General features: G+C 54.7%; 19 protein-coding genes. 5 read left to right on the plus strand and 14 right to left on the minus strand.

Annotated elements, in window-relative coordinates:
* Nucleotides 1-62: 62 nt before the first annotated feature.
* Both ACIPR4_RS12885 and ACIPR4_RS12890 read left to right on the plus strand, forming a co-directional pair.
* Nucleotides 63-1,931 carry an APC family permease gene (locus ACIPR4_RS12885; RefSeq protein ID WP_013569098.1) on the plus strand — a complete coding sequence of 623 codons (1,869 nt, stop codon included), beginning with the start codon at nt 63-65 and terminating at the stop codon, nt 1,929-1,931.
* Nucleotides 1,932-2,456: 525 nt separating this feature from the next.
* On the plus strand, nt 2,457-5,027 hold the full coding sequence (locus ACIPR4_RS12890) for a TonB-dependent receptor (RefSeq protein ID WP_013569100.1): 2,571 nt from the start codon (nt 2,457-2,459) through the stop codon (nt 5,025-5,027).
* A 69-nt stretch (nt 5,028-5,096) separates the two neighbouring features.
* On the opposite strand, the gene ACIPR4_RS12895 is transcribed toward ACIPR4_RS12890, so the two are convergent.
* Nucleotides 5,097-6,074, minus strand: coding sequence for a glycosyltransferase family 2 protein (locus ACIPR4_RS12895; RefSeq protein WP_013569101.1), 978 nt, complete (start codon nt 6,072-6,074; stop codon nt 5,097-5,099).
* Nucleotides 6,075-6,172: 98 nt separating this feature from the next.
* Between ACIPR4_RS12895 and ACIPR4_RS12900 the strand changes: the two genes are divergently transcribed.
* Nucleotides 6,173-6,769, plus strand: a complete 597-nt coding sequence (locus ACIPR4_RS12900) for a hypothetical protein (RefSeq protein ID WP_187290178.1) — start codon at nt 6,173-6,175, stop codon at nt 6,767-6,769.
* A gap of 12 nt (nt 6,770-6,781) precedes the next feature.
* Here the strand turns inward: ACIPR4_RS12900 and trpE are convergent, their stop codons facing one another.
* Genes trpE through ACIPR4_RS12925 form a run of 5 tightly spaced genes read right to left on the minus strand, consistent with a single transcriptional unit; the run spans nt 6,782 to nt 13,460 of the window.
* Nucleotides 6,782-8,287: an anthranilate synthase component I gene (trpE, locus tag ACIPR4_RS12905; protein WP_013569103.1), complete on the minus strand. Its 1,506-nt coding sequence runs from the start codon at nt 8,285-8,287 to the stop codon at nt 6,782-6,784.
* 27 nt (nt 8,288-8,314) lie between these two features.
* On the minus strand, nt 8,315-9,544 hold the full coding sequence (locus ACIPR4_RS12910) for an ABC transporter permease (protein WP_013569104.1): 1,230 nt from the start codon (nt 9,542-9,544) through the stop codon (nt 8,315-8,317).
* Nucleotides 9,537-10,454 carry an ABC transporter ATP-binding protein gene (locus ACIPR4_RS12915; protein ID WP_013569105.1) on the minus strand — a complete coding sequence of 306 codons (918 nt, stop codon included), beginning with the start codon at nt 10,452-10,454 and terminating at the stop codon, nt 9,537-9,539. Before ACIPR4_RS12915 ends, ACIPR4_RS12910 begins: the two co-directional genes overlap by 8 nt.
* Nucleotides 10,455-10,482: 28 nt before the next feature.
* Nucleotides 10,483-11,151: a GntR family transcriptional regulator gene (locus tag ACIPR4_RS12920; protein WP_013569106.1), complete on the minus strand. Its 669-nt coding sequence runs from the start codon at nt 11,149-11,151 to the stop codon at nt 10,483-10,485.
* 59 nt (nt 11,152-11,210) lie between these two features.
* Nucleotides 11,211-13,460 carry a M20/M25/M40 family metallo-hydrolase gene (locus tag ACIPR4_RS12925; RefSeq protein WP_013569107.1) on the minus strand — a complete coding sequence of 750 codons (2,250 nt, stop codon included), beginning with the start codon at nt 13,458-13,460 and terminating at the stop codon, nt 11,211-11,213.
* Between the two features lie 269 nt (nt 13,461-13,729).
* On the opposite strand from ACIPR4_RS12925, the gene ACIPR4_RS12930 reads away from it, so the two are divergent.
* Together ACIPR4_RS12930 and ACIPR4_RS12935 are read left to right on the plus strand one after the other, a co-directional pair.
* A complete protein-coding gene (locus ACIPR4_RS12930) occupies nt 13,730-16,798 on the plus strand; it encodes a TonB-dependent receptor (protein WP_013569108.1) in 3,069 nt (1,022 codons plus the stop codon).
* Nucleotides 16,799-16,893: 95 nt separating this feature from the next.
* Nucleotides 16,894-18,429, plus strand: coding sequence for a M28 family peptidase (locus ACIPR4_RS12935; RefSeq protein WP_013569109.1), 1,536 nt, complete (start codon nt 16,894-16,896; stop codon nt 18,427-18,429).
* Nucleotides 18,430-18,460: 31 nt separating this feature from the next.
* Here ACIPR4_RS12935 and ACIPR4_RS12940 read toward each other — a convergent pair whose 3' ends face one another.
* From ACIPR4_RS12940 to ACIPR4_RS21710, 8 genes are all read right to left on the minus strand, one after another.
* A complete protein-coding gene (locus ACIPR4_RS12940) occupies nt 18,461-19,492 on the minus strand; it encodes an NAD-dependent epimerase/dehydratase family protein (RefSeq protein WP_013569110.1) in 1,032 nt (343 codons plus the stop codon).
* A 189-nt stretch (nt 19,493-19,681) separates the two neighbouring features.
* A complete protein-coding gene (locus ACIPR4_RS22160) occupies nt 19,682-20,413 on the minus strand; it encodes a class I SAM-dependent methyltransferase (protein WP_083811931.1) in 732 nt (243 codons plus the stop codon).
* A gap of 83 nt (nt 20,414-20,496) precedes the next feature.
* The gene (locus ACIPR4_RS12950) at nt 20,497-21,777 is read right to left on the minus strand and encodes an O-antigen ligase family protein (RefSeq protein ID WP_013569112.1); all 1,281 of its coding nucleotides are present in this window, start codon (nt 21,775-21,777) and stop codon (nt 20,497-20,499) included.
* A 38-nt stretch (nt 21,778-21,815) separates the two neighbouring features.
* A complete protein-coding gene (locus tag ACIPR4_RS12955) occupies nt 21,816-22,286 on the minus strand; it encodes a c-type cytochrome (protein WP_013569113.1) in 471 nt (156 codons plus the stop codon).
* Nucleotides 22,287-22,288: 2 nt separating this feature from the next.
* Complete coding sequence (locus ACIPR4_RS12960; protein ID WP_013569114.1) at nt 22,289-22,654, minus strand: cupredoxin domain-containing protein; 366 nt, start codon at nt 22,652-22,654, stop codon at nt 22,289-22,291.
* 246 nt (nt 22,655-22,900) lie between these two features.
* Nucleotides 22,901-23,356 carry a DUF2147 domain-containing protein gene (locus tag ACIPR4_RS22165; protein WP_013569115.1) on the minus strand — a complete coding sequence of 152 codons (456 nt, stop codon included), beginning with the start codon at nt 23,354-23,356 and terminating at the stop codon, nt 22,901-22,903.
* 79 nt (nt 23,357-23,435) lie between these two features.
* A complete protein-coding gene (locus ACIPR4_RS12965) occupies nt 23,436-24,335 on the minus strand; it encodes a WecB/TagA/CpsF family glycosyltransferase (protein WP_013569116.1) in 900 nt (299 codons plus the stop codon).
* Complete coding sequence (locus ACIPR4_RS21710; protein WP_083811932.1) at nt 24,332-25,498, minus strand: sugar transferase; 1,167 nt, start codon at nt 25,496-25,498, stop codon at nt 24,332-24,334. The genes ACIPR4_RS12965 and ACIPR4_RS21710 overlap by 4 nt, the downstream gene beginning before the upstream one ends.
* Nucleotide 25,499: the final 1 nt, after the last annotated feature.

Below are 25,499 nucleotides of genomic sequence, written 5' to 3' on the forward strand. Positions count from 1 at the left end.
GTTGTACCCCGCCCGGCCAACCCTATAGCTCCCATGGCACTCCATGAGGGTGAGGGGTGCCGATGAGTTTTGCCGATTGGCTGTTAGCTGATCTCCGTGTTCCGACGACAATCCAGGAACACCCACCCGAAAATGCCTGGTGGCGGGTCATGTGCCTCACCGGTGTGGACTACTTTTCCACATTGGGATACCAGCCGGGTATCGCGTTCCTCGCGGCCGGAATCCTATCGCCCTTTGCGACGCTGATCCTGGTGCTGGTCACCCTTGGAGCTGCTCTCCCCGTGTATAGCCGGGTAGCCAAGGCGAGCCCCAACGGCCAAGGCAGTATCGCGATGTTGCAGAACCTCTTTCCGGATTGGGCGGGCAAGCTCTTTGTGCTGGCCTTGCTGGGATTTGCAACGACAGACTTTGTCATTACGATGACGCTCTCCGCCGCGGACGCGGCAGCCCATCTGGTGCATAACTCTTTGACCCCTCACTGGATGCAGAGCCAGATGGTGGTGACGCTGATCCTACTGATTGGATTGGGAGGGGTCTTCCTGAGAGGCTTCAAGGAGGCGATCACGATCGCTGTGTGGCTCGTGGGAATCTATCTCATTCTGAATGCGGTTGTGGCCTACGAGGGAGTCGTCCAGCTTGTGCATCACCCGGAGGCGTTGCGCGCATGGCATCATGCGCTTTCTCTGCGCGGGCAACATCCTTTCCGCACGCTTGGTCTTCTGCTTCTGCTTTTCCCAAAGCTTGCTCTGGGACTCTCCGGATTTGAGACGGGCGTCGCTGTGATGCCTCTGATCAAAGCCAAGGATGAGAAACAACGCGTACGCAATACCAAGCGGCTACTGATTACTGCCGCCGTGATCATGAGTGTCTTCCTGATTGTGACCAGCGTGATTACGACGGTGCTTATCCCGGCAAAGGACTTTGCCGAGGGTGGTGCGGCCAATGGTCGCGCGATGGCATGGCTGGCGCACCATTACCTAGGGACGGCGATGGGAACCGCCTATGACGTCAGCACCATCTGCATTCTGGCGTTTGCGGGTGCATCGGCCATGGCGGGCCTGCTCAACCTGATTCCACGTTACCTGCCTCGTTTTGGCATGGCGCCGGAGTGGGCCAAGGCTTCGCGTCCCCTCGTGCTGGTGTTTATGGGGATTGCGATCTTTGTCACCGTGCTCTTCCATGCGGATGTGGACGCACAGGGTGGTGCGTACGCTACCGGCGTTCTGGTATTGATTACATCCGCATCCGTGGCTGTGATGCTGGCGTGCAGAAATCCAATTTCCCGCTGGTTCTTCACGGGGACGACGGTGGTCTTTGGATATACGACGCTTGCCAATATCTTCGAGCGCCCTGAGGGACTCAAAATCTCTTCCATCTTTATTGCGGCCATCATCGGTGTTTCGTTGCTCTCGCGCGCCCTTCGGTCGACGGAGCTGCGCGTCACGAGCGTGACCTTCGATGCGAGTGCCGAGGAACTGCTGCGGGATGACGACGACCAGGTCTTTCGCGTGGTCGCCCATGCACCGGAAGAGGGGGAGACAATCAGCCAGCTTGATGAGAACGACCTAGAGCTTCGCAAGTTCCATAATCTCGAGTCGGAAGAGTGCCTTTACTTTTTAGAGATCTATCGTTCCGAGGCGTCGGACTTTTCCAATGAGCTTCACGTGAGTGGGCGGCGCGTGGGATGTCACCGCATTCTTTTTGCAAAGAGTCCCGTTGTGGCGAACTCTATTGCCGCACTCCTGATCTGCTTGGAAGAGCGTACGAAGAAGGTTCCACATGCATACTTTCGGTGGACCGACGTCAGTCCGTCGAGGAATATCTTCCGCTTCATCTTCCTTGGAGAGGGCGATACAGCACCCTTGACCCACGAAGTTTTGCGCAGAGCGGTTCGTGATCCAAACCGACGGCCGATTGTGCACGTAAGTTAAGAGCAGAGACGGTTTTCTTATTGCGGGTTGCGTCTCATCAAGGAACCCTCTATGCTCAAGAGTGTGCTGTGGAGAAACACAAGCCGGGCGTCAAAAAAACGCGGTACGCCGTTCTGGCTCTCTGCGTTTGTTTTTCTCTGCCTGTCCCTCTTTGTTGTCGGCAGTGTGGCCCAAGCCTGCCATACGCATTCTGAGATAATCGACAGTCTTCCCTCCAGGAGCCAGAGCTCTCATCAGACCACCCCTGAGAACTGTCCGCTCTGTACTGCAATGCACTCTGCTTTACACGTCGCCGGGACGTCTGTTGTCTCGCACGTGGAACCGACGATTCGTTTGGTCGAGCACTACACGCCGACGACTCCTAGTTTTTTTTGGCAATTCGATCTGGCCTGCCGGCCTCCGCCGACTGACATGCTGCGGAGCATGTCGTCGCACGCGATCGGATAGAGCCTTCCTCCCTCCCGAAGATCGCCTGCCTCTAGCGTTTACCGCTATCCCGTTGTACTCACGGCAGGAGTTTTCCCTATGAACAGAATTTTCTTTCGGTCGTTCGTCTTTGCGCTCTCGATCTTTCTTTTTGCAGCGGCTTTGAACGCGCAGACGGCCTCAGGATCGCTTTCAGGTATAGTCACCGATTCCACAGGCGCTGTCATCCCAGGCGCTACGATTACGATCGAGAATCCCGTCAGCGGATTTAAGCGAAGCTTTACTACAGACAGTGCTGGTCACTTCACGGCAACGAATCTACCGTTCAATCGCTATCACGTGACCGCCCTGGCTGCTGGCTTTTCGAGTTCCGCGCAGGATGCGGCGATTCGTGGTGCGGGTGGCAATACCACGAACTTCCAGCTTTCCATTGGCGTCGCTTCGGAGATCACGGTCGAATCAGACGATATGGTAAGCAACAATCCCGTATCGTCCAACACGATCGATCGCAATCTCTTCGACAAGCTTCCACTCGAGAGCACCTCTGCTCCCCTCTCTTCGCTTGTAACCCAGAGCACACCTGGAATTGCATCGGATTCGAACGGCCTCTTTCATCCGATGGGTGAGCATGCGGATACGACCTTTGCGATTGACGGGCAGTCGATCTCCGATCAGCAGAGCCGTGTCTTCGGCAATCCGCCGTCGACGAACATCATTCAGTCGATCAACGTCATCAATGGAATCGCACCTCCGGAGTACGGCGACAAGGCAAGTCTGGTCGTAGAAACGACGACGCGTTCAGGGCTTGGGCTGGTGAAGCCGACGGGAACGGTCTCCCTTACCTATGGCAGCTTCGGCACAACGACCGCCGCTGCTGCAATTGGGCTTGGAACCAAACGTTTCGGTGACTTTCTCTCTGTGGATGGAGTGAACGCGGGGCGCTACCTGGATACGCCCGAGTTCCGGCCGGTGCATGATCATGGCAATAACTTTAACGTGTTCGACCGCTTCGATTTGAAGCCTACGGAACAGGACGCTTTGCAACTCAATCTTTCGTTTTCACGGTCCTGGTTCCAACAGCCGGACCAGTTCGATCAGGAGACGCAGGACCAGCGGGCACAGATCTTCAGTTTCAACATTGCCCCATCGTGGACGCATACTCTGAGCGCAAAAAGCCTGTTTACGATTGCTCCCTTTCTGAGGCAGGACAACTTTCATTACTATCCAAGCAAAGACATCACGGACGACACACCTGTCACCTTGTCGCAGAGTCGTCGCCTACAGCAGGCAGGTGGGCGTGGGGACTTTATCTTCACCTCCGGGATTAACACCTTCAAAGTTGGGATTACTGGCAGCCGTTATGGTCTGGCCGAGAGCTTTGGCCTCGGCGTGACCGATCCGACCTTCAATCCCCCCTGCTTTGACGCCTCCGGCAACCCCGTTACCGACCCGTCGGTCACCAATCCCTCACAATGCGCTGCCCTGGGTTTCACGGCCAATGACGGCTTTCTTTCTGGGCTGGCACCTTACGATCTCAGCCGTGGTGGCCAGCTTTACCACTTTCAGGGAACGGCTCCTATCTTTGAAGAGGCCGCATATATCTCTGACACGATCGCCTGGAAGAATTGGACTGTGCTTCTTGGAGGACGCTTCGATAACTACAGCGGCCTCAGCAGCCGATCCATGGCGCAGCCGCGTTTGGGCGTGAGCTACACCGTGCCGAAGGCTGGTACCGTGCTCCGGCTTGGATATGGCAAATTCTTCCTGACGCCCTATAACGAGAACCTTATCGTCTCCAGTTCCACCGGCATTGGTGGACTTGAGAGCACCTCAGCGACACCACTTGCCGCGGTGCCGCTGAAGCCGGCGTCCCGCCATCAGTACAACGCCGGGTTTGAACAGGGTGTGAGCCGTTATCTCGTTGTCAGTGCCGAGTATTTCTGGAAGTACACGGACCGGGATTTCGATTTCGACATCGTCGTCAACAGTCCGCTGGCGTTCCCGATCCAGTGGCAGAAGTCGAAGATCGATGGTCTGGGAATCAAGCTGACCGTTCCGAACTACAAGGGATTCTCTGCTTACTCCTCGCTTGGCCACACGCGTTCGCGCTTCTTCGGACCTGAGGTTGGAGGCGTGTTGTCCAACGATCCCACGGTGAATACCTCTGCTGTCTTCCGTATCGATCACGATCAGGCGTTTCAGCAGTCCACGAACGCAACGTATCAGTTCCATCACAGCTTGTATGGCGGGTTTACCTGGCACTACGAGAGTGGACTGGTTGCGGGAGCGGGTCGCGACGATTTGCTGGGTCTGACAGGAGATCAGCAGGCGGCGCTTAAGCTGACTTGCGGAAGCCAGGCTGCGACGATCAACAATCCGATCATCGCTTGTGCTCCGAACGATCTAAAGACGCCTGTTCTGAACCTTCCGGCGGAAGGCACTGAGAACGACGACAAGAATCCGAACCGCGTCGCTCCGCGAACGCTCTTTGACGCGACCGTCGGCTGGGACGATATCTTCCACGTAAAGGATGGCATCAAGACGAACGTCAGCGTTTTGGCAACCAATCTTACGAACAGGTACGCGGTATACAACTTCCTTTCGACGTTCAGCGGAACGCACTTTGTTTCGCCGCGCGCCATCACGGGGAAGGTGAGCTTCAACTTCTAATTGGTACCGAACGAGAAGGGCCCGCGAGCGATCGCGGGCCTTTCTGTTTGTAGTTGTGTTGCGGAGAATCTACGAGAGCATGGTCTCTTCCGAAGAGCGAAGCCGAACGATGCGCTCCACAGTGTAAGGAGCGCGGTTCTGGGGCGAATGGAAGTGGCGGACCTGAAGCTCTCCCAGAAGACCGATCCCCATCATCTGGATCCCTGCCAGAATGGCGACGCTCGCCACGACAAAGAGGGGGCTGTGTTCCTGCATTACGTGACCATGCGTGAAGAGCTTCAACGCGAGAAGCCAGAGCGAGATTCCAAAGCCAGCCAGCATTCCCAGTGCACCGAAACTTCCGAAGAAGTGCAGCGGGCGAGTGACGTATTTCAGAAGGAAGCGGATCGTCACCAGATCGAAGAAGACGCGGAAGGTGCGCGAGATACCATAGTGGCTGGTTCCGTGCATGCGTGGGGGATTGGAGATGGGAATCTCGCAGATGCTTGCGCCGTACCAGCTGGCGAGCGCGGGGATGAAGCGGTGCATCTGGCCGTAGAGGGGGATATTTTGAATGACCTCGCGGCGGTAAGCTTTAAAGGTCGTTCCGAAGTCGTGGATATCGACGCCGCTGAGTTTGGCCATGAGCCAGTTGGCCATGCGCGAGGGGAAGCGCCGCAGGACGAAGTTATCGCCGCGCTGGGCGCGCCAGCCGCTGACGACGTCGTATCCTTCCTCGAGTTTGGCGAGAAAGGCAGGAATCTCTTCCGGTGCGTGTTGCAGATCGCCGTCCATGGCGAGGATACAATCTCCGCTGGAATGGTCGAAGCCTGCGGCAAGCGCGCTGGTCTGTCCGAAGTTGCGTCGAAGTTTGATGACGAGGACGCGGCTATCGACGGCAGCGATCTCTTCGAGCAGGCGATAGGTACGGTCACGCGAACCATCGTCGACGAACACGATCTCAAACGTGTCGTTGACGTGCTCCATGACGTTTTTGAGGCGGTCATAAAGCGCCGTGACGCTCTCTTCTTCGTTATGGAACGGGACTACGATCGAATATTTTGGCACTTCAATATGGTAAACCTTCGGCCGCAGGGTACCAACCTGGATTCTCAGGCAGGGAATGGAATGTTCGAGATCCTGCGGCGTGGGTGATGATGATGGGGATGCCTCCGAAACAGCCCTATACCGAGACGCCGCACGTGGAGATGGAACCTGACTCCACCGTCCATACACACGCAGGCATTCCGCATCAAAGTATTGATGGAACAGAAGTTGTTGCAAAAGAAACCAGCACGAAGGTACCCCATGCAGGTACAACAGAAGAGGATCTTCCCTGGTACAGAGAGGCCGACATGTTGAAGCGTATTGTGGCCATCGTGGCAGTGGTTGTAGTTGGCTACCTCTGCTATCTCGGATATAACCGCTACAAAACAAATCGCGATGTAGCGGCGGGCGAGGTCGTGTCCGACGACCAGAACCAACCGGTGACGCCATCCGAGGGTGATTCGAAGCCAGCGCATGTTACTCAGCCTTCGTCGATGTCTGCTGTCACTAGCCTAAGCGCACCAAAGATCGATACGATCGCGCCGAATCCACCCAACGGGCGGGCCTTTACCGGTACGGGCAAGTTTCAGGTGTATAGACAGGGGAATATTACCTGGCGCGTGAATACAGAGTCCGGTGAGAGCTGCATCCTGCTGGCGACGCAGCAGGAATGGCGTAAGCCGATTGTTTACAACCACGGTTGCAACGCCAGCTAGTGCTTTGTTGAACTATTGTGCACGGGCCCGTTCGATGGCCCGGACTACGGCTTTGGATTTGTTGACCGTTTCTTCAAACTCAGCCTGGGCTACGGAGTCTGCGACAACGCCGCCGCCCGATTGGATGTGTCCGCGCTCTCCATCCATGAAGAGGGTGCGGATGGCGATGCAGGAGTCCAGGTTTCCGTTGAAATCCGCATAGAAGATGGAGCCGCCGTAGACGCCGCGGCGTGCCGGTTCGAGTTCTTCGATGACTTCCATGGCGCGGATCTTGGGAGCGCCGGAGAGTGTGCCCGCAGGGAAGCAGGCGCGGAAGGCGTCGAGGGGCTCCATGTCCTTGCGCAGTGTTCCCTCCAAAGCGGAGACAAGGTGCATCACGTGGGAGTAGCGCTCGACGAACATCAGTTCTTTTACTTTCACGGAGCCGTATTCGCTGACGCGGCCAAGATCGTTGCGGCCCAGGTCGACAAGCATGACGTGTTCGGAGACCTCCTTATTGTCTTCACGGAGGTCTGCTTCGAGCGCGCGATCGTGCTCTGGATCGGTGCCGCGAGGACGTGTGCCAGCGATGGGGTGATATTCGATTCGGCGATCGTGGACGCGCACGAGAAGCTCCGGCGAAGAACCGACGATGTGCGCTTCCGAGGTCTTGCTTCCCTTCTGCATGGGAAAGCGCAGGAAGTACATGTACGGCGAGGGATTGACGATGCGCAGCGAGCGGTAGATCTCAAAGGCATCCACGCCGGGAGTGCAGTCGAAGCGCTGGGATAGGACACATTGGAAGATGTCTCCGGCGGCAATGTACTCTTTCACCTTTTGGACAGACTTCATGTAGTCGCGCTTGGCTGTCCGTGGTGTGAGTTCGAGCTTTCCGGTGTGGGCCTTGCGGCGCTTCGGCCTGGGCAGGGGCGAGGCAAGACGCCGTTCCAGGCTGCCGAGCCTGCGTAGGGCCTGCGCGTAGGCCGCATCGACATCGGGCTGGCGGGTGAGGTCAGCCGTAAGGATGAGAAAGATCTCTTTGCGGACGTGGTCAAAGGCGAGGATCTCGTCGAAGAACATGAGGCAGGCGTCCGGGACTCCGAGTTCATCGGCCGCGATGGACGGAAGTTTTTCGATCTGACGAACGACGTCGTAGGCGAAGAAGCCCACGGCCCCTGCGGTGAAGGGCGGCAGGCCGGGAAGCTGGGCTGGTTTATGTTCGCTGAGCGCCTGCTTCAGCGTGGCAAAGACGTCGCCGGTGATCTTCCTGGTCTTCTTTTTCTCTGTCAGCAGGATTTCGGTGCCGCGCGAGACGATCTTTTTGTATGGGCGGATGCCGATGAAGGTGTAACGACCGACGCGCTCGCCGCCCTCTACGGATTCAAGAAGGAAGGCTTCGGGCTCTGCGGCAGCGATGCGGAGAAAGGCTGAGACGGGCGTTTCCAGATCGGCCGTGACGGTGCGATAGACGGGCACAAGGGTGTGTTTCTTTGCCAATTTGCGGAAGCTAGCGAGATTAGGCGTTGCTACGGAAGACATGCATCCATCGTACCTCGATGGCAGGGGCTAGCTGTACCTGACCCAGCGAAGGATCTCCGGCAGTGTGGGCCGTTTGCCGTACATCAGGATGCCGACACGGTAGATGCGGGCGGCGAACCAGACGACCGCGCAGATGGAGAGGCTGAGCGTCACGATGGAAAGGCCTACCTGCCAGAGCGGTACATCGGCGATCGACAGGCGAAGGAACATCAGCAGAGGCGTAGAGGTGGGAATAAAGGAGAGGATGGTGGAGAGAAGCGAGTTCGGCGCCAGGATGACGGGAGCCAGAACAAAGGTATTGACCGCCATGGGGAGGGCGATGACCATGTTGAACTGCCGCAGCTCCTGTTCCGAACTTACGAGGGCCCCCACCGCCGCAGCGATGGACGAATAGAGCATAAAGCCGAGGATGAAGAAGACCACAAAGGCTACAAGCTGAAAGCCGGATAGTTGGAGCTTGAAGTCTCCTGCGCCCATGAGCGCGAGTGCTGGGGTGAAGAGCAGGGCCGCGATGCAAAGCACCCAAATACCGACCTGCGTGAGGCCTACCGCACCCACACCGAGGAGCTTACCGCCCATCATATCGGAGGGTTTTACGGTGGCGAGCATCACTTCAAAGACACGTGAGCTTTTCTCTTCCACGACCGAACTGGCGACGTTGATGCCGTGCATCATGACGACGAAGTACATAAGGAAGAAGAGCGCATAGGCGGCGTAGAAGCCGGTGGTGGTATTCGAACTGGAGACGTGTCCATTGCTGACGGTGGCCGTTTGCAGAACCGGCGTTTTGAGGAGGGCGTCAATGTCGTTCCGCCTCATGCCGCGGTGCAGCAGGCGCTCGCGCGCGAGGACGCGACGGAGAGCGTTGTTGAGTGTTGACTTGGTGCTGATGTCTCCCTTGGATCCCGAGGAGTAAGTAATGACCGGATCGGGCGTAGAGGAATCGATGAGCAGATAGCCGTCGATGTCCTTCTTCCCGACGGCGGTGTTCAGTCGCTGCTGCCAACCGGGTGTCGGCTGTTCCACATCGACCAGCATCTCGGAGCTATCGCTCTTTTCCAGCTCTTCCTGCAGGTCGAGCGCTAGAGCCGAGTCGGAGGAGACGATGGCGATGTGACCGGCGGACTTCGTTCCGCGCGTAGAGAGAAGAATGGCCCCTACCATCACGAGAGGGATGAGGACGGTGGCAATGGCGAAGGCCCTGGTACGGACGCGTTCCAGATATTCGCGTTTCGCGATGAGGAGCAGGTTACGCATCGACTTTGCCTCCTACGGTAGAGATGAAGATATCTTCGATGGTGGGTTCCATGACTTCGAAGCGCTGGATGCGTGTCCCATGGTTTACCGCGTAGACCAGGAGGGGCTGCGCGTCTTCTCCGTGCAGGATGATCTCAGACTGTCCGGCGTAGTTTTTCTGCTCGGCGATGGAGGGATGCTGAAGGAAGCTATCGTCTCCTTCAAAGGTGATGCGGACGCGATTGCGTGGGTAGCGGCTTTTGATCTCGCGGACGCCACCGCTGAGGACGACGAAGCCACGATGGATGAGGGTGATTTCGTCGCAGAGTTTTTCCACCTGATCGATGCGGTGGGTGGAGAAGAGGATCGCCTTTCCCTCTTTGCGAAGCTCCAGGAGCGTGTCTTCGAGCAGGCCAGCGTTGACTGGATCCAGGCCGCTAAAGGGCTCGTCCATGATAATCAGTTCCGGCTCGTGTATGAGCGCGGTGATGAACTGGATCTTCTGTTGCATGCCCTTGGATAGCTCTTCGGCCTTCTTAGGGATGGCCTCGGTGATCTGCAGGCGTTCGCACCAAGCGTGTGCCCGCTTTGTGGCGACCTGTTCCGAGAGGCCGTGGAGCTGGCCCATGAAGACAAGCTGGTCGATGACCTTCATTTTGCGATAGAGGCCGCGCTCTTCCGGGAGATACCCGACCCGCTGGAGATGGTCGCGGGAGAAGGGCTGGCCGAAGAGGCTTACCGTCCCTGCATCGGGCACCGTGATGCCGATCATCATGCGAATGGAAGAGGTCTTCCCTGACCCGTTGGGGCCGAGCAGGCCGAACATGGTGCCGGGTTCGATGCGGAGGCTGACGTTGTCGACTGCGACCTTGGTGTCATACACCTTGCGGACGCTTTTGAGTTCAACAATCGGGGATATAGAGGGAGGCATCTAAAGGCCAGTTTAGCAGGCAACATTCCTACGGAAGAGGCGACTTTCTGGACGGATCTCTCATCCGCTCCAGCAGCGACAGTTTGACGAACCGGATATGACGGCGCGTTGCCTCCGCTGCTTCCTCGCGGTCTTTTCTGGCAATCGCGTCGGAGAGCTCCCGATGAGCGGCGGGGGTGTCGGGCGACGTCAGTTGATAGGTCTGGCAGCGGCAGAGCCAGAGCTTGCTCTGAATATTCGCATGGACTCGCTGCAACTCGCGGTTTCCGGTCGCTTCCACGATCAGTTTGTGAAATGCAATATCTTCGTCGATGTACTTTGTCTTTTTGTTCTGTTTGAGAAGCATGCAGGTCCGTTCGACGCTCTCTGAGAGCTGCTCGATCAATTGCGGAGTGATCACCATGGTGTTGGCGGCAAACACCTCAATCGCTTCACGAAGATCATAGAGGTCCGCGACCTCCTTCTCCGTGAAGTGATGCAGATAGGCGCCTTTACGCGGCTGGATGCGAAGCAGCCCCTCGTTTTGCAGGGCGTTCAGGGCTTCGCGCACGGGGGCCTTGCTGATGCCGAGTTCCTGGGCGAAAAAGTCCTCAGTCACTCGATCTCCGTGCTTCAGTTTCCCCTTGAGAATGTAACGTTTGATGGAGCGATGAGCCTGTTCTGTAAGGCTGTCCGCTTCGACTTTCTCGACATGCATCTCTTTTCTCTTTCTCTATCCCAAGGGGCAGTCCCACCCACATGGATCTGACCTGTACCCTACCAGCCCTTGGCCAGTATCGTCACTATCGCAGAGAGAGCGTCGAGATCTCGCAGATCGATCACTTCCCCGGGAGAGTGAGAGTACCGCAACGGCCAGCTCAGCGGAACGTCGGCCGAGCCGTAACGCTGAAAGGTCGCTCCATCATTTCCACCGCCGGTTACGCCGTATTGGACAGGCACTTGGTGCTGCTCCGCGAGTGCCTGCACACGCTGCACGAGCGGCCAACTCGCAATGTTGGAGCTATCGATGGCGCGAACCACAAAGCCGCCGCCCACCGCAGCGTCGGCAAAGCGATGGGACTCGATGGGTGAATCGGAAGAGACAAAGGTGTCGATTGCGAAGACGGTGGCGGGGGTCCTCCCTGCTGACGCCGACGCAGCCGCATACTCACCCGCGCCAAGCAAGCCCAATTCTTCCCGTGTGGACCAGACGAAGGTCACATTTCGCTTTGTATTGGGCCCGAGCTCCCACACTGCGTGAATCATTGCGGCGCAGCCGACGCGGTCATCCAGACTTCTGGCGGAGATGCGTTTCCCAAGCAGAGGGCGATATCGCTTGGGGATGGTGATTTGATCTCCCACTTTGATGCCAAGTTTTACTACCTCTTCCGCAGAGGAGGCTCCTACGTACATGCTGGCGCTGGCTCGAAAGTCTGCGGGAAATTTGAAGTGAGTCGATTCCCAGTTTGGCGGCAAGGTTATGACGCCCGCCCTCATTCCGTCTGCTGTATGTACCAGCGCGGGATGTCCCCAGAAGAAGGCAGGCGAGCCTCCTCCTTTATTGTCCAGTTCCAGAGTGCCGTCGTCCTTGATCGAACGGATCCGAAAGCCCAGTTCGTCAGTATGCGCCATAAAGACGATGCCTTCGGACGCATCGCTCTTTGCCGTCACAGCCGAGCCGAGACGGAGGATGAGATTTCCACCTGTATCTATTTCCGGATGGGCCCAGGATGGAAGCATTCGTTCGACCGCCTCGCGGGCCATGTGTTCTTGTTCGCTCACGCCATACGCTTCAACCAGCGCCTTCAACAAGACTCCTGATGAAGGAGCCGCGACAGGCTTCGCAGACAATCCAGGTTCGGTCATCGCTGCAGTAATGAGACTGGGCTGTGACGAAATGGCGATTCCAAGGTGCTTCGCAATCTTCTTTAGCAGATCTTCGACATCTCGCTCATCCAGGGTTTCCCCGGCGGTCAAGGGATAGAGGAGTGGGATGCTGAGATGAACCGATTGTGCTGGCAACCGGATAGCCGGACCATAACCACGCACCAAGACTGGCGCGAAGGCATTCGTTGACCTTGCTTTTCCGGTTGCTCTGAACTCTCTTTCCAACGCGCTCTCCGGCCCGGTGGCAGAGCCAGAGGCGTCTAAAGCGAGGCTTCCCGAACCGAGTGGTTCCGCGCTCACCATGGATAAGCGCTCGTTCTCCGTCGCTTCCGTGGCGGATGCGCTTCTCGCTGGCTGCCGCGTACGCCCTAAGTAGATCAGTTCGTCGGGATGGATTGCGGCAACCACGCGCGTCAAGCCTCGCGATCCCGCCCACTGCTGCATAACAAAGGCCAGTGTGGTCGTTCCGCTTCCGTGCTCCTTGCTAAGGGCATCGGCTAATGCAAGCAGGACGGCAGCACCGTAACGATCACCGACGGCAGTGGCGCTCCATTGCGAAAGGCCCACCCGCAGAAGATGTCGTTCCGCAGCGACAGGGCTGAGAAGATCCATTCCAGCACGGAGCACTTCCGCGGCGGAACTGGCACCCAGGTCGAGATACATATGATCCAGATCGTCCGCATTGGGTACGTCGCCGCGACCGGGTTCGAGGTGGATGGAAAGCCCGGACATCACGGCCGAATGCAGTGTGCCATCCCGGGCTTCTACTAACATCGGCTGGGCATTATTCAACTCGTTCCAATGAGGGGTCAGACCAGTTTGCGGCAGACGTTGCAATCGGGCATAGCCATCCGTTTCGATCCTGCTTATGACATATCCGGGCTCGTCGATTGGAGCAGCGATAAGTCGATGTGGAGCGCCCGATCCGAAGGTCACAGTGAGATTGCCCATGGCATCGCGCTGAGGATGCATGCCAGCTAACCTTTGCTCAAGTACCTTGAGCAAAGGGGCTTCATACCCAGTAATCGCGGGAGTTTCTGTAAGTTGACCGAGGTCTCGGGAGATCGTCTGGGCGCCCAGCGGAGAGAGCATGCCGAATCCGGCAATAAACAGAGTAAACAGTGAAATGGGCTGGCGCATAAAGCCTCTGTAGAGGAAATATAGAACGTGACAAATGCTGGATGAATGTCTGATATATTACGGCCACTAGCAACAGATACTTGCATGCAAACTTCTGAAGCGTCGTAAAAAATACGACCTGCTTCTGGAATTTCTATTGCAGTAAGGCTACTTCCTTATCAAGAAGCGGCAAAGATCGCTCTGTGCCTCAAAGCTCATGCAGCAAGTTCCTTCGATACCTATCAGCAAGCTAGAAGCTGTTTACGCATTTCCTATTCTGGAGGTTGTTGATGCGCGTTCTTCGTCCCTTTCATTTAGTTTTCCTGGTCATGGTCGGAGCCCTCGTTCCGTGGGTTGCCCTGGCACAGTCCACCGCGACGCTTTCCGGCACAATCACCGATCCGCTTGGCGCGGTTGTTGCCGGCGCTTCGATCGTCGTTCACAACTTAGCTACTGGAGCCGATCGTACGATTACTTCGGATAACGCCGGTTCCTACGTCGTTCCTTCGCTGGCACCGAGCGACTACTCGGTGCGTGTTACGGCCCCTGGTTTTGGAACATACACCCTGCAAAAACTCACGCTGCTGGTTGATGCAAAAACGGGTCTCGACGTTGCGATGAAGCTGGAGTCTGCAGGTGAAACCGTTCTGGTTGAAAGCGCTACTCCGATCATCGATTCGGAATCGATCACGGTGGGGCAAGTGATTGACCGTCAGACCGTGCAGGAAATCCCGCTGAATGGCCGCCACTTTCTGGATCTAACGGTACTTACTCCGGGAGGAGTGACCGCGCCGGCTGCGGGATCACTCACGGCCCCCAGTCGCGGCCTTGGCGCCAACAGCTTTGTGACAGCGGGCAATCGCGAGGATTCGGTGAACTTTCAGATCAACGGCGTCAACCTGAATGACCTGACGCAAAATCAGATTACCTTCCAGCCCTCTATCAATACCACCTCCGAGTTCAAGATCAACAACCAGACGTTTTCTGCTGAGTATGGTCGCTCCTCTGGCTCTGTCGTCAATGTCAGCACGCGCTCGGGAACCAATACTTTCCACGGTGAAGCCTTTGAATATCTCCGCAACGAGGCACTCGACGCACGGAATTACTTCAATCCGAAGGGCACGCGAATTGCCCCACTCAAACGCCATAACTTCGGCGGAGCTTTCGGCGGCCCTATCTGGAAAGACCATACCTTTTTCTTTGCCAGCTACGAAGGCCTGCGCCAGTCGCAAGGTCTCACTATTAATAGTGGAGTGTTGACCGCCGCTCAGCGTGCGGGAGTAACCGATCCGGTCGCTCGTAATCTTCTGGCGCTTATACCCGTGGCCAACGACTCGACGGGATCTCGCTTTGTTGGTATTGCCGGCGGACCCGTTCAAACGGACCAGGGCACGATCGACGTCAGCCAGACCTTCCACTCCAACGATACGGTGCACGGTTTCTATGCTCTGCAAAAAGATGTCCGCACGGAGCCCACGTTACAAGGCAATACCGTCTCTGGCTTTGGAGACCACCGCGCCGCGACGCGCCAGGTTCTTACCGTAAACGAAACCCATGTGTTTACGCCCAGGCTGGTCAATGAAGCACGTTTAGGCTTCAACCGCATCTCCATTTCATTCAACCCCAATGTGACTACGGACCCGACGACTTTGGGCATTGACACTGGAACCACCGGTCCTAACGGCATTCCCCAGATCACCATCACCGGACCAAACCTAAACTTCGGCGGTCCTTCCGGTTTCCCGCAGGGACGTTTTGACACGCTCGGAATTTTCTCAGATACAGCGACTTACACGGTCGGGAAACACTCTATCAAGTTCGGTGGAGAGTTCCGTCGCTTTCTCAATGTGAACTTCTCGCAGGACACAGGCACCATCGGTTTCAATACGATTGCGAACTTCCAGGCTGGTGGAGCGAACAGCTTTACGATTACGCCTACGCGTACTTCGAACCGTCTTTACGTCAATGCTCTCGGTGCGTTCGTTCAAGATGCGTGGAAGCCGCTGCCGCAGCTTACCCTCGAACTCGGCCTGCGCTATGAGTGGAATGGATCACCGATGGATGGCGCCAATCGCCTGGTCGTCTTCGATCTTCCAACAGCGTCACTCTTTCGCGTTGGAACCAACGGGTACGGCAACAGCCCCTACCAGCAAAACTACAACTATGAGCCAAGACTAGGGTTTGCCTACGATGTCTTTGGTTCGGGTAAGACCGTTCTCCGAGGTGCATACGGCTATATGGCCGACCAACCCGAAAGCAATGTGATCGGCAATCTGAATAGCAACCCACCGTTTGCAAATCGTGTGAACTATAGCAACTCTGCCGTGACTATCCCACTGAACAACCTCTACAACTCAGCGGGGCTCGCGGGTATCGGCATCAGCGGTGTGCAACGCAATATGCGTAACGCCTACACCGAAACTTTCAACGTGAATGTACAACATGAATTACCCTTCGGCGTCGTGACCTCAGTTGGGTACTACGGTTCGGTTGGAAAGCACCTGCGGACACCGCTGAACGTAAACCAACCCAATGCGGCAGGTGTAAGGCCGTTTCAGTCCATAGCAGCAAGCAGCCCGATTTCGGCAGGCGCAAACATTAGCAACGTCAACATTACGCAGGTTTCTTCCATCGGCATGTCCAACTACAACGCGATGTGGTTGACCGCGCGTAAGGCTTTTCGCAATGGCCTGAACTTCAACTTCAACTACAACTATTCGAAGTCGATGGATACGGGCTCATTAAGCGGAACGGTACTGCAGGATGCTACTCGTCCTTATCTCAACTATGGTCCGTCGGACTTTGATACACGTCACCGAATCAGTCTGAACGCGATTTATACGCTGCCCTTCAGAGGGAATCGGCTCGTCGAAGGATGGCAGCTCTCAGGCATCACTCAATGGCAAACAGGCAACCCGCTGAATATCACGACCACCTCAACGTTCACTGGAACTGCTAACGTTCTTCATCCGAACCTGCTGCGACCGGTGCAGTACGGGCTAACGCGTCCGAGCAATGTCACGGTCCAGTGGTTCAATCCGTCTACCTGCACAACACCTGCGGCAACCTGCACCTTTCAGCTACCATCCACCGGATTTGGAAACATGAGCCGCAATTCACTGGTCGGTCCCGGTTTCGCGGATACAGACTTCTCGATCGAAAAGAACACCAAGATCACCGAGTCCGTGCAGTTCCAGCTACGTGCCGATGCGTTCGATATTCTCAATCATGCGAGTTTTGGCAATCCGACGACCTCGGCAAACTCCACAACGTTCGGTATTATCTCCTCAACCCGCTTCCCCGTTGGAGACCTTGGTTCCTCGCGGCAGCTCCAAATTATTGGGAAGATCATCTTCTAGCCGTGGACCGCTCTTTGTCGATGCAGTGCCTTCAGTTCTCAGGCACTGCGTTGCTTCTTCCATTCTAAGTTCGGTGAAATTTTTGAAGGAGTCTGATGAAAACGGGTTTATTCCTTACTGCCATTGCAATCGCTGCCTCTACGTCGTTCGCTCAGAAACACTCCGGTACACCGCAGGAGAGTGTTGATTACAAAGCTTTCGGCGCTCCGATCACGAAGGCTGTTCCCGACCAGCAGATAGCTGCAGCCCTCAAAGCCGTATCGAGCGACCGGCTCAAGGCAAACATTGCGCGCTTGGTGGATTTCAGCAATCGGTCCACGATCTCCTCCACAGAGACAGATCTGAAGCCTGGCACCGGTGTTCTGGCAGCGGCCGATTGGATCAAGTCACAGTTTGAGCTGTACAGCAGGGATTGCGGCGGTTGCCTAGAGGTTCACGTTGATGAGTTCATCGAAGAACCGCAGCAGGCCGGGTTGGGGGGAAGCCGGCCGCGCATTCTCAAACCGACTCCACTTCGCAATGTGTATGCCATCCTCCGCGGCACAGATCCAGCTGCCTCGAAGCGGATGTATCTTGTCACCGGACATTACGACACACGCGAAACCGACGTGATGGATACGCATTCGTTTGCGCCCGGCGCTAACGATGACTCGAGCGGTACGGCGGTGTCCATGGAATCGGCGCGGGTGCTGAGTAAGTACAAATTCCCAGCGACCATTGTCTTTGTAGCCGTTGCGGGTGAGGAGCAAGGTCTGAATGGGTCTCATCATCTCTCGCTTTTGGCAAAGAAAGAGGGGTGGCAGCTCGAGGGTGTATTGAACAACGACATCGTGGGCGGCGATACGACTCCTGGGGAGACGCTCCAGAATAAGTCGTTTGTTCGCATCTTTTCGCAAGGTATTTTGCCTTCCGCTCCCATCGAACAGATTCGCCAGATGCTAACACTGGGAATGGACAACGACTCCCCTTCCCGTGAGTTGGCCCGTGAGGTGCTCGACGCCGACAGAACGTACTTCTCTTCAAAGGCAATGGGGAAGTCTGCCAGCATTGCACCAAACTTTGCAGGAGTAATGGAACTTCGGCTGGATCGTTATCTGCGTGGAGGCGATCACAAGAGTTTTTCGGATGAAGGCTTCCCTGCGGTTCGATTTACGGAGTGGCGTGAAAACTACGATCATCAGCATCAACACGTTCGCATCGAAAATGGGAAAGAATACGGCGATCTGCTCAAGTTTGATGACTTCAATTACATCGCGAACGTAGCCCGTTTGAACATGGCGACCCTTGCAACTCTCGCCAATTCTCCTGGAATTCCCCAGAATGTGCGTGTCGTTACATCGAATCTGGATAATCGCACGATCTTAAAGTGGAGCGCTCCGAGCGCATTCAGTGCAGCGGCCCACTATCAGATTGTGTGGCGTGAAACTGCCTCTACAGATTGGCAGTATGCGGTCAACGCGGACGGTCTCAAAGATCAGCTGAAGATGGTTGACTCGGAATTCGCTGCGACATTGCCTGTGTCCAAAGATAACGTCTACTTTGGGATACGTGCATGCGATGCAGCAAGCCACTGCAGCGCCGCCGTGGCTCCAATTCCTGAACGGACTGCGACTCCTGCACGGAAACAATAGGAGCGTAGTTTACAAACGATGCAGGCACATCCTAGATGGCCGTGCCTGCATAAACAGCACTTACTTCTGTATCGGTGTAATCTTCAACCTTTGTAATCTGTTCTTCAATCCAACGATAAGTCTTTTCCATTCCATCACGGAGCAAGATCGATGGTTCCCAGCCAAGACGATCCATAATCATCGTATTGTCGCTGTTGCGACCGTTGACTCCTCTGGGCGCGGTCAAATCGTAGGTGCGTCGAAGACGGATCCCTGCGATCTCTTCGGCGATGTCAACTAACTGGTTAATGCTGACAAGCTCGCTTGAACCCAGATTGATAGGTTCGTTGATATTGCTGTTCATAATTCTCTGCGTGCCATAAATGCAGTCATCGATAAAGGTGAAGCTACGAGTCTGGTGTCCATCTCCCCAGATGTTGATTTCATGTAAGCCAGACATTCTTGCTTCGATGACTTTACGACAGATTGCCGCTGGCGCTTTCTCCCGTCCACCTCGCCACGTTCCATTTGGGCCGTAGACATTGTGATAGCGAGCCACTCTGCATATCAGGCCAAAATCTTCCTCGAAGTGACGGCACATCCGCTCGCTGAATAGCTTCTCCCAGCCATAGCCATCTTCGGGCATGGCGGGATAAGCATCCTGCTCTTTCAGGGCAATCACATTAGCATGGGTCTGCCGATCGGCGTTGTAGACGCAGGCCGATGAGGCATAGAAGAACCTCTCAACCCCTGTCTCACAGGCAGCCAGAAGCAGATTAGTGTTTGTCATGACATTGAGCATGCACAGAGCTTTGTTTTTCTCGATGAAGCCCATGCCGCCCATGTCCGCTGCCAGTTGGTAGACCTGATCCACTCCCCTGGTTGCTGTCAAACAATGACGCTTCTGTTTGAGATCGAGCGAGAGGTTTTCCACCCCTGCGGCTACCTGATGCCAGTCCTTAAGTGGCTTGACATCCACGGCACGGACAACTCTGACGCCCTGGGCCAGAAGATCTTTGACAAGATGACCACCGATGAACCCACCGGCTCCGCAAACAACTACCTTTGGCGACTCGATATCCATTGTGATCTCTCGCCTCACTTTACGAACGTTTTGACGAGCCCGGTGCATCACTCTGAGGGATGACACGCCGTTGATCGTCAGCTTAAAGCCACTTTATGCGTGGAGAGCCGAAAGATTGTCAGGACCCTGTCATCGGATTGTCAGGACACTTTCAGACAAATCTCGTGTGGGCGCGTTTTTCGGGGAAGATTAGAGTTCTCTTGCAAGCACACAGATTTGGAACGGACGAAATGATGGAAAGGCACGAAGGATCTTCATCGCGCCCATCTTGAGCTTGTTACCGCTTTTATCCTGGATCCAGTTGAAATAAGAATGTTGGAGACACCTTAGCCCCACGCTCTCGGCGATACTGCAAAGTTCCTGTCGCGTATATTCCCTGACGTGTCCGGGATTAGTCGAGTAGAGCCGTAGTCGTTCATAAGGATTCTGACCAAACACCAATCGAACTCTCTTGCCAATCTCGGCGGCATTGGGAGTCGTGCAAATGAGAATTCCACGCTCGGTCAGTAGAGAACTGAGGGCAGCCAACACGAACTCCGGCGCTACGCACAAGTGCTCAATGACCTCTGAAAACACAATCAGGTCGAAACGCTCGCAATCAGGCCAACTCAAGACGCTCTGCGAGTTCAGAAGGTCGAAGGTGATGTGAGGGACAGTGACCATTTCGCTTGTCTCACGATGGCCTCCATCGTCGATCAATGGATCCAGACCCAGCGTGTGGACATTCCGGTAGAAGTTCAGGAGATGTGCGGTAAGCTCACTTCTTCCGATATCAAGCACGCGTGCGGAAGCATCTGGAACCTGCTTTCGACACAATCTCAGAATATCGGCAAAGCGAGTTTTATGCGTCTCAAGATAATTGCGCCTGGATTGATCCCCACAAGTATCCGCCTTCTCTTTTTCAATGAGTTGAGTCAGCATATGTCCGACATTCGTTCGATGAGACAAGCTTCCCCCTATCGTTATCTTGGATTATGAAGTCTACCCAGTCTTCGGACTGAATCTCACAGAGCTGACGAACTTGTGATACCCTGGCAAATTTCAGCAGCCCGATAGGAAAGGGTAGTGACTGGATGACCGTCCATCGTGTGTCCTCGCTCCAGCAGCAGACTGAACATAATGATTGCCCACAGTGGAAGCGAAAAATCGCATACTTCGGTGTCTGCAATTCCGCGTATCAGGACGAAAAGCAGCAAAGTGAGATAGAAAGTTCTCAAAGAGCCAGTGACGAATCTCCGAATCTGCAGATAGAAGCTGCCGTAAAGTCCCACCATCATGCAGACTCCCACCACTCCGTAGGAATAGAACTGCTGGAGTAGTTCGTTGTGTGCACTTCGAGCTTCGAATTCGCCGAAGGATGGAATCACTTTCCAGATGGAATAGAAACCGTAACCAGCCCATGGTTGCTTTATCGCTTGATCCAGGACGACCGCCCAAATCGTGAGACGACCGGTAAGTGTCTCAGGACTATTACCAGCATCTAAATAAATGCTGAAATAAGAGAATAAGAGGCTCGAAAATGCTATGGCAACGAGTATGACAATCGAAATAATGAGCAGTTTTGTTTTTCTGCTCATCGATTTTTCCCTTAAAAGAAAGAAAGCTTCAGCCAACAAAAATCCGATAATTGTTGTTTTACTTAGGCTTCGGAGAAGGGTCACTCCAAGCAAGAGTGCCAGGATCCAAAACCTTGCTACTTTCTGTTGCATAAGATATTGAGCAAAGAAAAAAGCAAAGCCACACAAATAACCAATCTGGTTCGCCCCAAGCAGTTCATCATCTCCAAGTCTCAGATCCGATTGTCCTGGCAGAAGCCATGCGATGATTGCGACGGCACATGCACCCCAGACATAGCCTTTCATCAGAGAGTGCATGAAGTCTCTCATAGGCTCCAAACGACAAAGCAAGACCACCACCGCCGCATCGGCAGCCATCGCACACCAATATGCAACAGCAGCAGACAGAGAAATTGTAGAGCTCCAGAACAGGCTGCAACAGGAAAAGGCAAGAAACAGCACTACCCATTGAATACTGGGAAGCTTCAACATGCTTCCGAACGTACGGTCTGCAGCTCCCACCGACTGGAAGGCAACGACAATCAGAAGCAAATAGTTCAGCGCGAAGCTGATCGCGGTTCCGACCTGCGGATCGGTTCCCAGAACCCGCACGGCAAGGAGCATGATAAAGAGCCGAAATGAAAAGAAAAACCCGACCACAAAGGGCAGCCCCGTATCAACCAGCAATGCGGCGGGTTCTTCAACGTAATGGTTACTCTCTGCGCTCATAAATACTGCTGCCTCTTACGCACCTGACGCTCGTCGTTTCAATGGGTATATATCTCTGGAACGCCTTGGCTGCCTGCGGGAGGTAGGTGACGCAGAAAAACAACAATTGACCAGAGCTCGTCGTCACTCAAAGTCCCTTTGGAACCGGGCATTCCTGACGGACGGATTCCGTTGTCCAGGATCCACTTGAGTTGACCGTCTGTATATCGCTGTACATCCTCCGAAGCTAACGAAGGAATTGGCGGTGAGATGTGGTCGGCAAACGGAATGCCTGTGTTCTGCCCATCCATGCCGTGGCATGCGATGCAGTAGTGGGAGAATGCTTCCTTGCCGTCGTCCCAATTTTCATGGGTATAGGGCAAGGGATTTTTTTGTTTCTTGTTCCCCACAAAAACGTGATGCTTGGCAAAGGTGATAGTTTTAGTTTCGAGCTTACTCGGTGGATTGGCCTTGCATCCAGCCAATCCCACCATGCAGATTGCAGCGAACGCAGTCAGAGAATTGCGCATATCTAGTCCACGACGTGCAGCGTCAGGGCCATGCCGCCGTGACCGGAACCGCAAAAGACTGAGCAATGACCTACAAAGTCACCGGCCCTATCCGGGGTGAAGCGCAACTCCGCGGTGCCGCCTTTATCGATCTTCGCATTCAAATTTAGTTCTCTAAAGCGCAGTCCATGCGCTACATCCAAGCTCTTGATGGAAAGCACAACCGGCTGCCCCTTCTTCACGGTGATCTCGCCCGGTTCGTACGCAAAACGTTTAGCCGTGATTTCGATCCGTTTCGGTGCTTCCTGCGCACGAACTGCGTGGCTGGACAACACACCTGTGGCTACCATCGCACTGCATAGAACCAATAGCATGAACTTCGTTTTCATGAACACTCCTTCTGAATCTTTTCCCTGTAGGTTTCCGACAATCGATCTCGACTTGAACGACTATGGGCGTAATGACCCGAATCTGTAACTACCGGTCATACTCACAGTAGCCATTCGATGGCCAGCGGTTGTCATGTCGTGGTTAGTCAATTGTCACGAGATTGTTTTGATAAGAGGTGACGTAATTGGCCATAGACGTCATTCACTATGAGAAAGAGTGATCGCTCTCTCCTGCCGGGATAACAATCACCGTCCTCCATTACTGGCGCAAACGGCAATTTTCTCAGAGACACGATGCCAGGTTTCTGTTTTCCCAAAGATCGGAGCTCCAATATAGCCGCGGAGTTTCAGATCATTGCCCTCCACGGACATGGTGCCATGATAGGTTCTTCCGGATTTTGGATCGTAAAGTGCTCCGCCCGACGCATGGGTTGGGTCGGTGAGCGAAAAATGGCTACCTATCTCGAGGTTGCATAAAGCTCGATTTCTCTGTCCGGGATTTAGATTGTGAATATCGACTGTGGCAGGTGCATGTGCACTAACAGAGATTATCTTCATGCAGACTTCAGTCCCGCAATATCCGATTCGCAGGACTGAACCCGTGGGTTCTCGCCAGTCACCCAAGAGGGTTGACTTCTGTGCCCTCAGTACGGTGGAACAGACCATCAATCCAACTAATAAAACAGCGGATTTGCATCGCATACAGCTTCCTTCTCTAAAAGATGAATTCGGCGCTTTATTTCTCAGACACACGAGCGCAGAGACAGTCAGCTTACATCCTCTACTTTTTCGTTTGACTGCTCATTGGAGCAGGCGCGGTTGGGGTTCTCGGATAGCGACGCAGTTTTAGCATCTGCAGCGTAATATTCCAGACAAATGCGGGATTATTGCTGAGATAGCGACGCCACAGCCTCTTAGGATCCTGCATCAATCGATGCAGCCACTGCAGACCAGCGCGCTTGATCCAAGGCGCACAATCGCGGACGCGACCCGTGTGATAGTCAAACGCTGCTCCTACACCCACTAACAGGGGCACCTGGAGACGACCCACATATTGCGCCATGAATCGCTCCTGCTTTGGCGTGCTCAACCCTACCCATAGAATATGTGGTTTTGAGTCGCGCAACTGCGCCATGAGTGCGCCCTCCTCGTCTGTATTCAAGCTTCTAAAAGGAGGCGTAAAATTTCCGACAATTTGCAGACCTGGAAATCTCGTTTCTAAAACTTCTTTGAGTTCTTCCGCAACGCCGGGTTGTCCTCCGTACAGGAAGTGACGATAGCCCCGATCTAGGGAAAGTTGACACATCGCCGACATGAAATCAGGGCCAAAGACCCGGTCCATATCGGCAAACCCCTGCAGATGACCTACCCAAGACATAGGCATGCCATCCGGGGTATTGATAGCCGCGTGATTCAGGATCTCGCAGAATTCGGCGTCTTTCTGGGCCTCCATCACCCCATGGACACCGGTCACACAGATGTATCCAGGATGCCCTTCTGAAATCCATCGATCTGCCAGATCCACACCACTGCTCATGTTAATCGCCGACACTTTTACGCCGAGGACATCGGCATGTTCGTGGCTAAAGGCCGAAGTAGATGTGGTGCTCTCTTCGCCGCAGTAGCAAGAGGAGATTGCCGAGTCGTTTACTTCAGTTGGAGATCCAGAATGCTTCGTCATACTCCTCCGCGCATTGCAAAGAACAGGGTGTGGATGAGAATTGCAAGATCCATATACAGGGTTCGACTCCTGATGTAAGAAAGGTCGTGATGTATGTTCTCGTGAATAGGGAACGCTCTGTCGCGGCTAAGTTGCCAGAGACCTGTGATCCCTGGCATTACCCGAAGTCGTTGCCGCTGGCGCGCGTTATAACTGCGCACGACGAAAGGCATCTCAGGGCGAGGTCCGACCAACGACATCTCTCCCCGGAAGACATTGATGAGTTGAGGGAGTTCATCCAGGCTGGTCTGGCGCAGAATTCTGCCGATTTTCGTGATGCGTGGATCGCTAGATGTCTGTGGTGAGCGTTCATATCTCCGTGCTCCGGAAGACATCGAACGAAATTTGTACATTCGGAAGAGCTTCCCATTTTGGCCCACTCTTCTCTGCACAAAGAGCGCTGGACCTGGCGAACTTACGCAAATGAGCAGAGCAAACAAAATAAAAACAGGCAAAAGCAGCACCAGAAGGACAGAAGAGACAAGAAGATCGACCAACCGCTTGCTGAAGACATAGTGACGGGGAGCGTATGTCGACTTTTCGTCAGCAAGAGCCCTCGTCCGTCTTGGCGCAACTGCACCTCCCATTTTGTCCGATTCGTCTGCAACTATTTGCCCGATATCCAAGCTTCGATACGACACTCTCAGGATTATTCGCCGGAACAACTTGTTCTGGATTGCTAACAATGGAGGCATCAGAACGAAGGCCAAAACCATTGCGGAACGAGGAAGCTCCAGTCTCAGAAGAAAACTAGCGGGCACTATGACGAGAAGAGATTGTATCGACATCCTAACGGTAGCCGCCGTTTCATGGATCGGACTAAGGTTGTCGTATGCGGTATAAGAGCTTTTTCGTTGTAATAGCGTGGTGGCAAACAGAGCGGCTACACAGAGAACGCCGAGCTCGGATCCAAGCGGATATCTGACCGAATTGTTTCGATGGGAGAGTAGCAGAAACGCTACAAACGCCGTGCCGACACAGAGGAGAAAGTCAGCTACAAACTTGGACACGACGAAACCTCGCAAGAATAGCCTGTTTGAAGTCGTCTGCCGCTGCTCGCAGGACTGTGCTTCTGTCTCTCGATATAGTTCCGAAACGTAGGAATCAGATGTCGTCATGCTCATC

It is taken from the genome of Terriglobus saanensis SP1PR4 (assembly GCF_000179915.2).
In the GTDB taxonomy this organism is placed as follows: domain Bacteria; phylum Acidobacteriota; class Terriglobia; order Terriglobales; family Acidobacteriaceae; genus Terriglobus; species Terriglobus saanensis.